The sequence below is a fragment of the Bacillus sp. FSL W8-1141 genome, assembly GCF_038593205.1.
Classification (GTDB): Bacteria; Bacillota; Bacilli; order Bacillales; family Bacillaceae; genus Bacillus; species Bacillus altitudinis.
The window spans coordinates 907,501-922,863 of the sequence record NZ_CP151973.1; the positions used below are offsets into that span (position 1 = coordinate 907,501).

Below are 15,363 nucleotides of genomic sequence, written 5' to 3' on the forward strand. Positions count from 1 at the left end.
CCGGTGTGGCGGAATTGGCAGACGCGCACGACTCAAAATCGTGTTCCTCACGGAGTGCCGGTTCGACCCCGGCCACCGGTATCTAGTTTTAGATATTCTTTATTATCGTCAATTACAGAAGAATTAAAGAATATTAACGTTTAAAACGTCTTTCTACAGATTGTAGAGAGGCGTTTTTTATTTGTTTTTAGCTAGTTTTTCACATGACAAAATTACTTCAAATGGTGAAAAAACGGTTTTTGCTGAGGGCCATTCTAAGGAGATTAACTTTTACTTTAATGATGGTTACCTTATGATTAAACTAAAGGGGCAGGACAATTGAAGATGGATTGGATCAATCGTACATAGGAGGTGTTGTAATGATTACGGTTAAAAATGCTGAAAGTTATCTTAAAGATAGCATCGGTGAAGAGACCGATGAGATAAAAAAGGTTTGGGAAACATTTAAGGCTTTTTCAAAGGAGACCGTTGAGGGCGAAGAAGATAAAGAAATTTTATTTCAGTGTGGTGTCTATGATTTTACGGGAGAGGAACTATTTCATCTTGATTTTGTACGTCAGTTTACAATTTATGAAGAAGATGATTATTCTCACATGGAACAACTGCACTGTGAATTTTTATTTAAACCAACAAGCGAGTTAAAAAAGTTAAAGGTGGTAGAAGAATGGTCAATGGATTATGACGATATAGATCATTTTTTTAATCATATTGAAAGTATTCATGAGTTTAAAATTCCTTTGACTTTAAAGCCGATAAAATCAGCAATATATCAAGAAGAACTTTAATTCTTATTTCATTAACGGCTGCTTTACTTTCAGAGGGTATACCTTGCCTTTTTGGAATCATTTATCATGGACTGTCGGTTCGACTCCGGCCACCGGTATCTATTAAAAGTTTGGTTTTTACCGTGAACCCAACGTTTCACCCTCGTGGTGAAACGTTTTTTTGTGGTTTAAATGAGTTATTTAGATGAAAATAGAATCCTATTAGAATAGAATGAGCATGTACTACTTTTAACAGAATAAACTTTTGATGATTTGCAACATTTGGTAAGATACATTTAACCATATAAGGAATCAAAATGGAGTAGCGCATTCACATAAAACAGTGAACTACCTTTGTGTAACTAAATGAATATTTGTGGGTACATACACATCTTTAGCTGGCATCATCATTGTGACCTATTTTGGGGGGAGAATTTATGAAAAAACAAAATGATCATGAAGAGTTATTGACAGGTGGAAATGTCTCGAACGTATATCGTTCGGGAGATACGGTTCGCAGAGAGGTAAAGTCAGACAATATGAATATACAAAAGCTGCTAAAGCATTTAGAAAAGAAGAATTTCTCCTATGCTCCAAAGTTTTTAGGGGTTGATGAAAAAGGTAGAGAGATCTTGTCCTTCATTGAAGGTGTAGCCGGTCATGATCCCTTAAAAAAATACATGTGCTCTCACAATGCTTTAAAAGAAATAGCGAGAATGCTTAGACTGTATCATGATGCTGTTAGTGATTTTCCCAATTCAGACGATTGGGAACGAATGGACAATACCCCTAACAACATAGAGGTTGTGTGCCATAATGATTTTGCGATGTACAACATCATTTTCAAAAATAAAAAGCCAGTGGGAATCATTGATTTTGATGTAGCCGCCCCTGGTCCAAGGCTTTGGGATATTGCATATACTCTCTATACTTGTGTCCCTCTCAGTAGGTTTTTTCGTACTGAAACAGGGGAGGTCGTAAATTATCATTCGTTAGAGCATGCAGCCCATATAAAGTATAGAGTCAAACTGTTTTTTGAAGCTTATGGTGAGGAAATACCAGAAGATTATGTGGACATGGTGTTGCTGCGTTTAGAAGGTTTATGTCAATACATGAAGCGAAAAGCGAATGAAGGGGATAGAGCCTTTCAAAAAATGATTCATGACGGGCACCTTGAACATTATCAAAAAGACATACAATTCATTCATGAACACAGAAAAGAATGGATTTGAGGATGCCAAGGGTTTTATAAAAGAAAAAGGACAACTCATCTTTTTACTAGTTTCATGTGGATGTTACAATTGGTTATAATAGTTCAATAGAATGAATGTAAAGAGGCGGAGTTGTTATCTTGCAAATGAAGACGATATTACAGACTATGATTGAAGATGAGCGATCACATGATTATCCGCTTTTTAGACAGTACTGTGTAAGGAAAGAACAGGGTCTGCGTAAAGATGCGTTAAAGGTTCTTCAGTCTTTTGTTGAAGAGATGAATAAGAACGAATTTACAGCACGGCGTTCATTTGTTGCTTGGCTGTTTGATTACATTGAACGTTTTGAGGATGGTCATCATTTGCTTGTGTATCCATTGGTACATGGGGTGATCCATCCTGTTCTTCGAGAGTGGGAAAATATTGATCCAATGGATGTGAGACCGTATCGCTGGCAAGGCTTGTTTGTGCATCAGGGGGAAGAGCTGCCCTATTTATTGAAGGCACTAGAGATGGGAGGCAGCAAAGAGCAGCGAGTGATTGTTCAAATTTGCGAAACCTATTTCTCGGCTTTGTGGTATTCGTTTCATCATATACATGAAGATCTTTATTTAAGCACCTATGAGAAAGATCATGAGCGAATTCAAGGGATTCAAGATGTCATGAAACTGATCGAAGATAAAAATGTTCAAAGCAATGTTGAAAAACTAGCAGTCTACTATAACCAGCTTTTATCGGACTGGAAGGAATTTCAGCAGACGCAGACAAGAGGTTTTGTGAAATGGTGTGCGGATCGTAAGAAGCCCTATGAGTGGGTACAGACATTTTACTATCACCAATAGTTGTTTTTCATAAGAAAAAGGCAGGGATCAACCCTGCCTTTTTTATTTATGCCATATTCTTTCTATTTCTACATGGTCTGGTTTAAAATATTTCAGGATGTAGACATCTGGATTGCTTAGTTGTTCCCACTCCTTGAATCCAATTGCAGGATCGGCGTGTTTTAGAAGCAGGCTCATAATATTGCCATGAGTGGCGAATAAAGTATGATCTCTTCCTAATTTTATTTGTTCATAGAGTGCCTCTACAATACGATTCATCGCTTCTTGGCTCGATTCTCCGCCTTCACAGGTCATATGCAAGTCCGAAAAACTGAGCTTTAGTTTTTCATACCAATCCTTCATTGGTTGACTGCTTAACCTACGTTCAGAGAGACGCTTATCCATTTGTACCTTGATCTGTTTGGCATGAGCAAGGGGCTCAACGGTTTGAATCGCTCGTTTATAAGGACTTGAGATGATGTGGTTGAGCTGAATGCCGGAAAAAAACTGTGCGAGTTCATGCGATTGTGTGATGCCTTGAGGCGTTAAAGACGCATCCTCGGATTGTCCATCTGCTTGACAGTGTCTGACGAAATAATATGTCTTCATAGGGGGACACCTTCCTCTAAGTATAAAAAAATCATCCAATATTGGATGAGGGTTCACGAAAGTTTAGGTTCTATTTGTTCGTGTCTGCTTCTTTGTATGGATCTATCAGTTTTGAGGTTAGGTCTAAGTTGAACAAAAAATCATCTATGGTGTCTGTGCCAAAGGGAAGGGTGGAAAAATTAATTGGGATGCTGTCTTCTTGCGTATCTGAAGTAATCGGCTGTTTGTGCTGCTTTTTTCTCCAGTTCTTAAACAAGTGCATGTGAGGCCCCCTTTTCTAAAAAAAGATGGATTTATACATAATATACGGGGAGAGTTGTCCGAGCGTCAATTGTTTTCTTCAAAAGGATTTATTACATTTGTACGGAAAGAGCCACAGCTAAGTGCGGCTCTTTCCATGTTTTGACATGGCACGGTGTATGGCTTGTTGTACCTTTCGTTCGCATCTGATGTTGTATGGTTTCTTATGGAGTTTACTCGTCTTAAATTGACCAATTACACGGCGGACTTCTTGATCATAAATGATCAGCTCTCTGCTCGTTTGATCACTTAATAACGCTTGAAACCAGCTGTATTTTTTTAGCTGTGCTGCATTCCGTGATATATCATCTTCATCTACCTGTAAAAAAGGGATATACAGAGCAAGATTGAAGATGTCTAAAATGAATCCCATATCACTGGCCCCCTTCATATCGTTTATTACGTTTAGAAAGGGGAATGGTTCCATACAGTTGGTTTTAAAAACAATCCCAGTGCATGAACCATTCTTTATTGTGTTTGTCGTAATAGAAATACATCGTGCCGTTATCACCAATCATGAACCGAGGTTTTTCTTCTGAGGCGATTTGTAGCATGAATTCTCCTGACATCTGGTGGGGAGGAGATTGGATGTAAGCTCCGTATCCACCGATTTTTGTGAACGAGTAGTTTGAGTAATGTTCGAAGAAATGATCTGTCGCTTCTTCACTTTCATTAACCTCTGATAAGTCAACGTATGACCAAGCTTCCTCCCAGCATGGATAATCCGGTTGTTCCCCTTCGAGCCACTCTATCTGAAAAGGTTTAATTCCTTTCACGTCTTCAGGGGTCTCAGCGATTTCTAATCCTTCCATTGATGAATATTCAATGAGTTTCCAGCCATCACCGTTTTTGGCGATATCGATCGGAAGGGTTTTCTTGTTGATGAAAATTTGAATCATCTTACATTCATCAAAGCCGTTCATTCCCCCTGGTACTTCGGGTAAATACATTTGTAAAATGGGAATCATAGCTCCATCTTGATCTGTCGGCCACCCTTTATCACGTTGGATGAAAAAATGACCAGCAAACCAGCTGTACTTAGAAGGATCAGGGCGAAACCCGCCTATTTTGGCTACAATAGGTGTTTTTCCTAGTTGATTTAATTCGTCAAAAGCTTTGATCTTCATTTATCCATCCCCCATTCTTTAGCCAGCAATGTGTGCATCTTGAAATGTTCCATTCATATTGCCAGAGACAATGATGACATGTCCCCAAAATAAATCTCCGTCATGATAGTAGGCTTCGAATTCTCCATTTGGATAAGCATGGAGGCTTTCAAGAGAGATGCGGCTGATAAATTGATCCGGTGTGATCTCTTCTGAATGTTCAGCGGAGTCGTCTTGTTCCTGCCAATCTTTTGCTAGTTCAATCAGCTGATTTGCTGCATATGACTTCATGGAGGCATCCCATGATGTCTGCTCTTCTACGAGTTGTCTAGCCGTTTTCAGAGAGTCATTCATTTCTTCCTCTTCTTCAAGATTGAAGTAAAGAAGGCACTCCTCATTGCCCCACTGGATGGTTGTTTCAAATAAGTCTAGTCCTTTCACTAATTCAAAGGTACCCTGCTTGTCATCGTGGTAAAAGATAGGTTGTTGAGCTTCTTCTAATATTTCTTGAAGTTCCTTATCTTCAGTATCTGTATCAACAAGTGAAACGAGCATGAATTCATCTTCACCTTTACGTACTTGAAGTGTGACGATAGATTCTTTATGTAATTGCGCTTGTTTTTCTCGTAGTCCCTTTTCATCTGTTAACCAGCACAGTCTCACTTTTTCGGTTATGATGCGGTCTTTTTCCTTCCATGCAATGAGCGGGATTGAAGCAGTCCAAAGAGTCTCTTTTCCTGCTTTTCCTGCGCCGACTCCAGAAGGTCCTGTAACAGCCATGATGTCTATCACTTCTTCTGAGAATCTTTGTTCAAATATGTGGATTTGTTTGTTTGATTTCATAGGATGTCCCCCAGCTTGATTTATTTGATGGAGCTATACCTTTATCACACCGTACATTGGCAGGGGAAATCAAGCTTTTTTTACTTAAAACTGTTTTTTAGGTTTGTGGCAGCAGAGAGGATACATGGATTGCTGGAGGTTGAGTCACAATAAAAAAGCAAATCGGTTCGGATTTTGTATAAATTTGGCTAAGTGAGTCGAAAAGCCTAGGTGATTCTTCCTTTTCTTTATAATTACTTTGACACGATTAGATGAAAAAAGTAAAGTAGTACTGAGTGATTTACAAAACCTTCATCATTCTCTGAAACATGAAGCGGCAGTAAATTTAATGTAAATGGATATTTTTCCTTTTATTTACTCGTATTTTTTTTGAAACTTATGATGCTTCTTATTCGTTATATTAAAGGAGCACATGTAACCTGCGGAGAAAAGAGCATCGGAATGCTTGGTGCAGAAGATTTACATTTGCAAAATCAATGTAAATTTTTTATGATTTCATTTATATCAGATCGAAAATAAGAAAGAAGAGGTTTTATGAAAAAAATATTTGCGAACAAATATAGCTTTTTTGTTTTGGCTGTTCTTCTATTTTGGGCAAAATCTTACACAGCCTACAAAATGGACTTTAATTTAGGAGTGAAGGGATCTTTTCAAGAGGGTCTTCTCTTATTAAATCCATTCAGTTCAGCCATCGTGTTTTTAGGACTTGCTCTCTTTTTGAAGGGGCGTAAATCGGCCATTGTTTTAATTGTCATTGATTTTATTATGACCGCACTTTTATATGCGAATGTAGCGTACTATCGTTTCTTTGATGATTTTTTAACATTCCCGACAATGAAACAAGCCGGTAATCTTGGGGGAGGTATGACCGGCGGTGTGTTAGCAAGTATTAAGCCGCATGACCTTTTGTACTTCCTTGATATCATCATTTTAATTGCCATTGTCATTTGGAGACCAGAAGTGAAGAAGTTCCAAATGAAAAAAACTTTCGCACTGCTGATTGTGGCTGCAGGTGTTGGACTGTTCTTCGTTAACCTACACTTAGCTGAAAAAGATCGTCCAGAATTATTGACGAGAACATTTGATCATAAGTATATTGTGAAATATTTAGGTGTTTATAACTATGCGATTTATGACGGCGTGCAAACCGCACAAAATGCAACGCAGGTAGCAAATGCGAGTAGTGATGATTTAACGGATGTCGTGAACTATACGACCTCTCACTATGCGAAACCAAATGCAGAATACTTTGGTCAAGCAAAAGGAAAAAACATCATCAAAATCCATTTAGAAAGCTTCCAGTCATTTTTAATTGACTACAAGTTAAATGGAGAAGAAGTGACGCCGTTTTTAAACAAACTAGCTCATGGAAAAGAAGATTTTACGTATTTTGATAACTTCTTCCACCAGACTGGTCAAGGGAAGACTTCTGATGCTGAGCTCATGATGGATAATAGTATGTTTGGCTTGCCAGAGGGTGCAGCGTTTGTGACAAAAGGTGAAAATACCTTCCAATCACTTCCTGCCATCTTAGATCAAAAAGCAGGCTATACGAGTGCAGTGCTTCACGGGGATTATAAATCTTTCTGGAACCGTGACACGATTTATAAACATATGGGAATTGATCAATTCTTCGATGCATCTTATTACAACATGGATGAAGAAAACCTTGTAAACATGGGTCTGAAGGATAAACCATTCTTTAAAGAATCAATCCCAATGTTAGAATCAATGAAAAAGCCATTTTATGCACACTTAATGACATTGACCAACCATTATCCATTTAATTTAGATGAGAAAGATGCGACAATCGCTAAGGCAACAACTGGCGATAAAACAGTGGATAATTATTTCCAAACAGCGAGATACTTGGATGAGTCATTAGAACAATTCTTTAAGGACTTGAAAAAATCGGGTCTGTATAAAGACTCAGTGATTCTATTATATGGTGACCATAACGGTATTTCTGAGAACCATAACCGTGCAATGAGTGAGATTCAAGGGAAAGAAATTACGCCATATCAAAATGCACAAAATCAGCGTGTACCGCTCATGATTCGTATCCCTGGGAAACAAGGCGGCGTGAATCATACGTATGGCGGTGAAGTAGACGTGATGCCAACGCTTCTTCACTTACAAGGTATTGATTCAAATGAGTACGTGAATTTTGGAACAGATTTATTCTCTAAGAAGCATGATCAAACTGTTGCATTCCGTAACGGAAACTATGTGACACCAAAATATACCCTTGTAGATAATACGGTCTACGATACAAAAACGGGTAAAGTGGTGAAACAAAACAAAAAGACAGAAGCGATTAAAGCCCGTGTTGATAATCAGTTAAGCCTGTCAGATAAAGTACTGTACAGGGATCTTCTTCGATTCCATAAGCTATCTGATTTTAAACCAGTGAATCCATCTGATTATTTCTATGGTAAAACAAACAAAGAGACAGAAGCGGATTCTTCTGCTAACTAACTGAGTTTTGGGCAAGCACAGAAAGGTGCTTGCCTTTTTCTCTCTTACAGCTTGATTTGTTGGCAAAATATGTTTATATTTAGGGAGAAACAAGCGTGGCGTCAGCGGTCAGCTGGCGATAACTCATTTTGTCCTAGGGGATTTCAGGAGGAGCTTATGACAACAAATACAAAAACACAAAAAAAGAAATCAGAATTATGGGGCTGGATCAAAGCCATCTTAATCGCATTTATTGCTGTTTTTATCATTCGTAACTTTTTATTCGCACCGTATATTGTGAAGGGGACTTCTATGGAACCGACACTGCATGATACAGAGCGGGTGTTTGTGAATAAAACAGTCGATTACTTCGGCGATTATAAACGCGGACAGATCATTGTTCTTGATGGGGAAGACCGCAGTACTCACTATGTGAAACGATTGATTGGTTTACCTGGTGATAAAATCGAAATGAAAAATGACCAGCTATATGTGAACGGTCAAAAAGTGGCGGAGCCTTATTTAGCATCAAACAAAAAGAAAGCTGCCGCAGATGGCACCTTGCTGACACCTGATTTTGGTCCTCTTACAGTCCCTAAAGGAAAGTACTTTGTCATGGGTGACAATCGCCAAAACTCAATGGACAGTCGCAATGGTTTAGGTCTTTTTACAAAGAGTGACATTCAAGGGACAACATCATTCGTGTTTTATCCCTTCCAAGATATTCGATTAATCAATCACTAATCAATAAGAAAAAGCACACAGGCGTGTGCTTTTTTTGTTTGGTTAAGACTGACTTTTTGAAATCGCCTGTTCTAGATCTGCCAGAATATCTTCAATCGCTTCTGTTCCAACAGATAAACGAATAAGTTCTGGTGTCACCCCTGTGGCTTTTTGCTCTGCTTCACTTAATTGCTGATGCGTTGTGCTGGCAGGGTGGATGATGAGTGACTTAGAGTCGCCTACGTTTGCAAGATGTGAGAAAAGCTGAACCGAATCAATGAGTTTTTTTCCTGCGTCTTTGCCACCTTTAATGCCGAATGTGAGGATGGCACCTTGTCCTTTTGGTAAATAAGTTTGAGCCAGCTCAAAGGATTCATGGCCTTCAAGACCTGGATAGCTGACCCATTCTACAAGAGGATGATCTTGTAAAAATTGTGCTGTCTTCAATGCATTTTCACTGTGGCGTTCAAGACGTAGATGCAAGGTTTCTAAGCCTTGCAAGAGTAAAAATGAGTTGAATGGTGATAAAGCCGCCCCTAGATCACGTAAGAGCTGTACACGTGCTTTTGTGATATAAGCCGCTTCGCCAATTGCTTCCGTATACGTCAGGCCATGATAGCTTGGGTCTGGTTCAGTCAGGCCTTTGAACTTATCGCTATCACCCCAAGGAAACTTACCGCTGTCGACGATGACTCCGCCAATGGATGTGCCGTGGCCGCCGATGAATTTCGTCGCTGAATGGACGACAATGTCTGCGCCAAATTCAATCGGTCTTAACAAATAAGGGCTGGCAAGTGTATTATCCACAATTAGAGGGATGTGGTGCTTGTGTGCAATGGCTGATACGGCTTCAATATGTAAAATGTCGCCTTTTGGATTTCCGATGCTCTCTGCATACACTGCTTTTGTTTTATCTGTAATGGCTGCTTCAAGTTCTTCAAGGTTTGAGGAATCCACAAACTTTACTGTTATTCCAAGTTTTTTCAAGGTATGAGCAAATAAATTATATGTGCCGCCATACAGACTGCTGGAGGATACGATTTCGTCTCCAGCTCCCGCAATGTTTAAAATGGAGTAAGTGGTCGCTGCTTGTCCTGAGGAGACAGCAAGTGCACCAATTCCACCTTCAAGCTCAGCGATCCGTTTTTCAAACACATCATTTGTCGGGTTCATAATACGTGAATAAATATTACCGGGTTCCTGAAGTCCGAATAAATTCGCCGCATGCTCACTATCTCTAAAACCGAAAGAGCTTGTTTGGTAAATAGGTACAGCTCTTGAATAGGTGGCTGAATCCAGTTCTTGACCTGCGTGTATTGCTTTTGTTTCTAAACGAAATTGAAGTTCTTCTGACATGTGTGTATCCTCCTTTTGTTAGATAAAACCAACTACTTTAATAAGAAATATTTAATAAGACTATAAATCTTGTTTACTGCCCGGTCAATCATTTTTTAGATAAATCTGAAAAAACAATAAATATAGTTGACATGTCGGAATAGTATGTATTAACATAAGCATACTGAAAATACCAACAAGAATCGCTGATCGGTCAACCGAAGGCTCGTTCACTCAGGCATGAGTGAAGGGCCTTTTTTTATTTTAATCAGGAGGGAAGCTGAAGATGGAGAAAAAGAAAAAACGAAAAAAATACAGAAAACATTTGGATATCACGTTAGACATTTTGATTGAGCGGAACAAATATGAGATTTACAGCAATCAAGAACGAATAGAAGAAATTTACGATCGTATTGATGAAAAGCATACAAGGTCGAAATAACCATTTTATAAAATATAGTTGATTTATAGGAATAATATGATTTAGGATGGTGCTAACAACTCAATATGAATAGCTGATCGGACAACACGAAGGCTCTTATCTCTCTTTTGGGATAAGGGCTTTTCTGTGTATTTATCTGATGACAAGAGGAGTGAACTTGCAATGACTATTTCCATTGATATTGTGGATAAGTCTTTTTGGAAAGACAAACAAACCATTCAAGTGCTTGAAGACGTAAGACTCACCATCGTTCCTGGTGAATTCGTGACGGTGATTGGTCCGAGCGGATGCGGGAAAAGTACATTGCTGAAGATGATTGGAGGCCTTGATACAGATTATGATGGGCAGATCGTGATAGGAGAAAGGCGTGTGGTAGAACCAGGAATGAAACAGGGCTTTATCTTTCAAGAGCATCGCTTGTTTCCATGGCTGACGGTCGAAGAAAATATCGCTGCCAATTTCAATTTAAAACAGGCGTCTGTTCGCCGCAAAGTGGATGAATTAATTGAAATTGTTCGGTTAAAAGGTTTTGAACACGCCTATCCACATGAGCTTTCAGGCGGGATGTCACAACGTGTTGCTATTGCAAGAGCACTCCTGCGTGATCCGGAGATTTTATTGCTTGATGAACCTTTTGGTGCGCTAGATGCATTTACACGGAAACACTTACAGGATGTACTGCTGGATATTTGGCAGGAGAAAAGAACAACGATGGTGCTTGTCACTCATGATATTGACGAATCCATTTATTTAGCCAATGAAATTGTGCTGTTACAAGCAAGACCCGGTCGAATTCATAAAATCCTTCCCGTGAACTTACCATTCCCGCGGAATAGAACGTCAACAGCTTTTCAGAGCTTAAGACAAAAGGTGCTTTCAGAATTTGAGAAAACAGATGAGCTGTTACTGACGAATGGCTCAGGAATTTAAGGAGGTCAAATTGAATGAAAAGGCAAAAAAGGATCGTTCTCTTTCTGGGTATCCTCCTTGTATTAGCTGGGTGTGGTCAAGCAGCGAATGGATCAGAAGACAAGCCGAAAGAGATTCGGATTGGGATTCAGCAAAGTCTAAGCCCACTTCTTTTAGCAAAGGAAAAAGGGTGGTTTGAGCAATCATTTGAAAAAGAAGGTGTGAAAGTCAAGTGGGTGGAGTTCCAAAGTGGTCCTCCCCAATTCGAAGGACTCGCCGCCAATCAATTAGATTTTTCACAGGTTGGTAATTCACCTGTTATAGCTGGTCAGGCAGCAGGTATTGATTTTAAGGAAATTGGTTTATCTCAGGATGGGTTAAAGGCGAATGGGATTTTAGTGAATAAGAACAGTGAGATTCAAAAAGTAGAAGATTTAAAAGGAAAAAAAATCGCCGTTGCCAAAGGAAGCAGTGGTTTTGACTTTTTATACAAAGTATTAGATCAGGCTGGTTTATCTGCAAAGGATGTTCAGATCATTCAGCTTCAGCCGGATGAGGCAATATCTGCGTTTGAAAATGGATCAGTTGATGCTTGGTCGATCTGGGAGCCGTTCTTATCACTTGAAACGATAGAAAAGGGAGCAAAGCTACTGGTTAATGGAGAAGCGACCGATTTATATTCACCTGGATTCACACTTGTCAGATCCAAGTTTGCCGATGAGTACCCTGAACTAGTGGTGCAATTTTTAAAAGTATATGACAAAGCGGTGAAATGGCAGAAAGACCATCAACAGGAAGCCATTACACTTTATGCTCGTTTGAAACAATTAGATCAGAAGGTGGTGACACAAGTATTAAACAATACAGAGCCGCTCAATGAGCCCATTTCTAAGAAGATCATAAACGCTCAGCAGCATACAGCTGATTTTCAATATCAAACAAAGGCGATTCAGCGGAAGATTGATGTCAATCAGGTGGTAGATAATTCGTTTATTGAAAAAATGCTGAAAGAGGAGAAGAGTTGATGAAAGCTGCATCTAACCCAGCCCTTGTGACTAAAACTGAGCGAATGAAGAAAAAAAGGAGAAAAGCTTCATCCTTCATCATGTTAAAAGGACTTGTATTACCTGCTTTACTCATTGCGATTTGGCAGGGAGCTGCTGCTTCCCAAATCGTTTCTTCTACTGTACTACCTGCACCCACTGTCATTGCGGAATCTTTTCGTGAGTTGATTCGTTCCGGTGAGCTGTTTGGCCATCTTTACATCAGTCTCTACAGAGCAATATGCGGGTTTTTACTTGGGGGAGGTTTAGGACTTGCGATGGGTCTGTGTGTCGGTTTTTCTAGGAAAACCGAGCAGTATGTAGATCCGACCTTGCAAATGCTGAGAACAGTTCCTCATTTAGCGGTGACTCCTTTATTTATTCTTTGGTTTGGTTTTGATGAATCAGCGAAAATTTTATTGATTGCACTTGGGGCTTTTTTTCCGATCTATATCAATACTTTTCTAGGAATTCGCAGTGTAGATAACAAGCTTTTCGATGTGGCTCGCGCTTTAGAGTTTAATCTGTATCAAAATATCACAAAGCTCATTTTACCTGCTGCCCTTCCTCATATTCTTCTGGGCGTGAGGCTTTCATTAGGCATTGCCTGGCTTGGTTTAGTGGTGGCTGAATTGATGGGGTCGAGTAGTGGAGTTGGCTACATGATTATGGATGCAAGACAATTCTCGCAAACGGATAAAGTGTTTGTAGGGATTATCATCTTTGCGGTAGTTGGTAAGATGACTGATTCATTTGTACGGCTGTTAGAAAAGCGACTGCTCAAATGGCGCACAAGTTATCAAGGTGAAAAATAATAGGAGGCGATATGATGAATATTCTATGGTTTATTCCAACGCATGGGGATGGGCGTTATTTAGGATCTTCGAAAGGGGCAAGACAGGCAGACTATCCGTATTTTAAACAAATTGCTCAAGCTGCCGATCAGCTTGGGTACACAGGGGTCTTGCTGCCTACTGGTAGATCTTGTGAAGATCCATGGCTGACAGCGGCCGCTTTAGCTGCAGAAACAACCCATTTAAAGTTTCTTGTGGCTCTTCGGCCAGGGTTGATGCAGCCATCTGTTGCTGCTAGAATGACCTCCACATTTGATCGGCTTTCAGGCGGGAGACTGCTGATCAATGTTGTAGCGGGAGGAAGTAAAGAAGAACTTGAAGGAGACGGGCTATTCATTTCTCATGATGAACGCTATGAGGCAGCAGAAGAATTTTTGACCATCTGGAAGAGGTTATTGAAAGGAGAGAATGTTCAGTTTCAAGGGAAGCATCTGCAAACACAAAATGGACGGCTGTTATTTCCACCAGCTCAAACACCACATCCACCCGTTTTTTTTGGAGGATCATCAGAAGCAGGCATTCAAGCCGCTGCAAAACATACAGATGTTTATTTAACTTGGGGCGAGCCGCCTGCACAAGTAAAAGAGAAAATCGCACAAGTGAAAAAGCAGGCTGAAAAGGAGGGAAGAACGGTGAGGTTTGGTATTCGACTTCATGTGATCGTGAGGGAAACGGAAGATGAAGCTTGGCAGGCAGCGGAACATCTGATTCGTCATTTAGATCAAGAGACTATTGATGATGCGCAAAAGACTTTACAAGGGATGGACTCAGTAGGGCAAAAACGAATGGTTGAATTACATCAAGGGAATAAAGAGAAGCTTGAAATTAGCCCTAATCTTTGGGCGGGCATTGGCTTAGTTAGAGGCGGGGCAGGAACAGCGCTCGTCGGGGACCCGCATACAGTAGCAGAACGTATAATAGAATATCAGTCTCTAGGTATTGATACATTTATCTTTTCTGGTTATCCGCACTTAGAAGAATCTTATTATTTAGCAGAACTTGTTTTCCCGCTTCTCCCATTTAAAAGAAATGGTGATGCAGGACCACACGTTCCTGCTGGTGAAATTATTGGGAACAATTACTTTCCTGATACAGCCTCTGCTGCAAGTTCCTCATAAATGAAAGCAAAGCAGTCATACTTGTCGGGCTGCTTTGCTTTTTTTATAGAAAGAGAAGCAAGTAAAATGATATGTGCTGTGGAAGAAGGCAAGGGCTTTTTTCCCAACAGTTTTTCTTGTATATACATATTTTAAGAGACAAGAGAAGAAGGAAAATATGCTCACTCTTTTGTCGGAATTATCAGTTAATATGTCGTATTTGATGTGTTAACGACATATAATTAGGACTTTTATATCTGATATATCGGGGGAATTCTTTCTATCTCAAAAAAATGAAAGATTAAATAGAAGAGATGATGAAAATGAACTATTTGAAAAAAGGCAGAAAAAAGATGGATTTATTGACAATATATGGGTTTTGTGGTTCTTATGTTGTGGTGAAAAATAGTAAAAAAGGGAGTATTTATACAGTTGAACATGAATAATTGAATAAAAAGTCACATTTTACACGAAAATATGTTCGGTCAAAAATGGGATCTTCTGTTGATGTTTGGAGTGTGACGCCTATGATACGATCATCATAAGCTGGGAGGTGAAAAGTATGACTTATGCAGCGCCGCAAGTTGACTATTCCACTATGGAACCTGCTATTATGGACCAAGCTTGGTTCTTAGTATTTGTTGCTGTCCTTCTTGGATTGGGAGCAACAGTTGTTCTAGGAGCAGCAGTTTGGTGTTTAGCAAACGGCAAGGGTAGCTTTACAGGAGCCGTTCAGTGGGAAAGTGGCTTAAAAGTCCAAATTGAATGTAAGTAGCTATACTTAGGATTCATCTTTTTACTTCTTAGATAAGACACCAGGGCTAAACCGTCTGTGGCGGGCGGTTT

Annotated in this window: 17 protein-coding genes and 1 tRNA gene (1 of these 18 only partly in view); 12 read left to right on the forward strand and 6 right to left on the reverse strand. The window is 39.6% G+C overall.

Features of this window, described 5'->3' with window-relative positions:
* From NSQ52_RS04545 to NSQ52_RS04560, 4 genes are all read left to right on the forward strand, one after another.
* Positions 1-81 (forward strand) — tRNA-Leu (locus NSQ52_RS04545) (it extends 1 nt beyond the left edge of the window).
* A gap of 278 nt (positions 82-359) precedes the next feature.
* Complete coding sequence (locus NSQ52_RS04550) at positions 360-785, forward strand: hypothetical protein (protein ID WP_048001794.1); 426 nt, start codon at positions 360-362, stop codon at positions 783-785.
* A gap of 416 nt (positions 786-1,201) precedes the next feature.
* Positions 1,202-1,996 (forward strand): phosphotransferase, encoded by a 795-nt coding sequence (locus tag NSQ52_RS04555; RefSeq protein WP_342473951.1) that lies wholly within the window; start codon positions 1,202-1,204, stop codon positions 1,994-1,996.
* 119 nt (positions 1,997-2,115) lie between these two features.
* Positions 2,116-2,820 carry a hypothetical protein gene (locus NSQ52_RS04560; RefSeq protein WP_058337552.1) on the forward strand — a complete coding sequence of 235 codons (705 nt, stop codon included), beginning with the start codon at positions 2,116-2,118 and terminating at the stop codon, positions 2,818-2,820.
* A 42-nt stretch (positions 2,821-2,862) separates the two neighbouring features.
* Here the strand turns inward: NSQ52_RS04560 and NSQ52_RS04565 are convergent, their stop codons facing one another.
* The 5 genes from NSQ52_RS04565 to NSQ52_RS04585 all read right to left on the reverse strand — a co-directional run bounded on the left by NSQ52_RS04565 (position 2,863) and on the right by NSQ52_RS04585 (position 5,657).
* Positions 2,863-3,408: a histidine phosphatase family protein gene (locus NSQ52_RS04565; protein WP_039170147.1), complete on the reverse strand. Its 546-nt coding sequence runs from the start codon at positions 3,406-3,408 to the stop codon at positions 2,863-2,865.
* A gap of 70 nt (positions 3,409-3,478) precedes the next feature.
* On the reverse strand, positions 3,479-3,670 hold the full coding sequence (locus NSQ52_RS04570) for a hypothetical protein (protein WP_039170149.1): 192 nt from the start codon (positions 3,668-3,670) through the stop codon (positions 3,479-3,481).
* A gap of 117 nt (positions 3,671-3,787) precedes the next feature.
* Complete coding sequence (locus tag NSQ52_RS04575) at positions 3,788-4,081, reverse strand: hypothetical protein (RefSeq protein ID WP_039170151.1); 294 nt, start codon at positions 4,079-4,081, stop codon at positions 3,788-3,790.
* 64 nt (positions 4,082-4,145) lie between these two features.
* Positions 4,146-4,835, reverse strand: a complete 690-nt coding sequence (locus tag NSQ52_RS04580) for a DUF1963 domain-containing protein (protein ID WP_144667013.1) — start codon at positions 4,833-4,835, stop codon at positions 4,146-4,148.
* 18 nt (positions 4,836-4,853) lie between these two features.
* Positions 4,854-5,657: a DUF2262 domain-containing protein gene (locus tag NSQ52_RS04585; protein WP_342473952.1), complete on the reverse strand. Its 804-nt coding sequence runs from the start codon at positions 5,655-5,657 to the stop codon at positions 4,854-4,856.
* 534 nt (positions 5,658-6,191) lie between these two features.
* Between NSQ52_RS04585 and NSQ52_RS04590 the strand changes: the two genes are divergently transcribed.
* Both NSQ52_RS04590 and lepB read left to right on the forward strand, forming a co-directional pair.
* On the forward strand, positions 6,192-8,135 hold the full coding sequence (locus NSQ52_RS04590) for an LTA synthase family protein (protein WP_007497007.1): 1,944 nt from the start codon (positions 6,192-6,194) through the stop codon (positions 8,133-8,135).
* A 156-nt stretch (positions 8,136-8,291) separates the two neighbouring features.
* Positions 8,292-8,858 (forward strand): signal peptidase I, encoded by a 567-nt coding sequence (gene lepB, locus NSQ52_RS04595; protein WP_039170157.1) that lies wholly within the window; start codon positions 8,292-8,294, stop codon positions 8,856-8,858.
* A gap of 42 nt (positions 8,859-8,900) precedes the next feature.
* Here the strand turns inward: lepB and NSQ52_RS04600 are convergent, their stop codons facing one another.
* Positions 8,901-10,193: a homocysteine synthase gene (locus NSQ52_RS04600; RefSeq protein WP_019743963.1), complete on the reverse strand. Its 1,293-nt coding sequence runs from the start codon at positions 10,191-10,193 to the stop codon at positions 8,901-8,903.
* A 265-nt stretch (positions 10,194-10,458) separates the two neighbouring features.
* Here NSQ52_RS04600 and NSQ52_RS04605 point away from each other — a divergent pair, with 265 nt between their 5' ends.
* The 6 genes from NSQ52_RS04605 to NSQ52_RS04630 all read left to right on the forward strand — a co-directional run bounded on the left by NSQ52_RS04605 (position 10,459) and on the right by NSQ52_RS04630 (position 15,292).
* Positions 10,459-10,614, forward strand: a complete 156-nt coding sequence (locus NSQ52_RS04605) for an FbpB family small basic protein (RefSeq protein WP_034647783.1) — start codon at positions 10,459-10,461, stop codon at positions 10,612-10,614.
* Between the two features lie 162 nt (positions 10,615-10,776).
* The gene (locus NSQ52_RS04610; protein WP_096881168.1) at positions 10,777-11,544 is read left to right on the forward strand and encodes an ABC transporter ATP-binding protein; all 768 of its coding nucleotides are present in this window, start codon (positions 10,777-10,779) and stop codon (positions 11,542-11,544) included.
* A 14-nt stretch (positions 11,545-11,558) separates the two neighbouring features.
* The gene (locus NSQ52_RS04615; RefSeq protein ID WP_041093314.1) at positions 11,559-12,548 is read left to right on the forward strand and encodes an aliphatic sulfonate ABC transporter substrate-binding protein; all 990 of its coding nucleotides are present in this window, start codon (positions 11,559-11,561) and stop codon (positions 12,546-12,548) included.
* A gap of 44 nt (positions 12,549-12,592) precedes the next feature.
* The gene (locus NSQ52_RS04620; protein WP_225310416.1) at positions 12,593-13,381 is read left to right on the forward strand and encodes an ABC transporter permease; all 789 of its coding nucleotides are present in this window, start codon (positions 12,593-12,595) and stop codon (positions 13,379-13,381) included.
* A gap of 14 nt (positions 13,382-13,395) precedes the next feature.
* Entirely contained in the window at positions 13,396-14,538 is a 1,143-nt protein-coding gene (ssuD, locus tag NSQ52_RS04625; RefSeq protein ID WP_047947124.1) for an FMNH2-dependent alkanesulfonate monooxygenase, read from the forward strand.
* Between the two features lie 541 nt (positions 14,539-15,079).
* A complete protein-coding gene (locus tag NSQ52_RS04630) occupies positions 15,080-15,292 on the forward strand; it encodes a hypothetical protein (RefSeq protein WP_003211695.1) in 213 nt (70 codons plus the stop codon).
* Positions 15,293-15,363 lie beyond the last annotated feature (71 nt).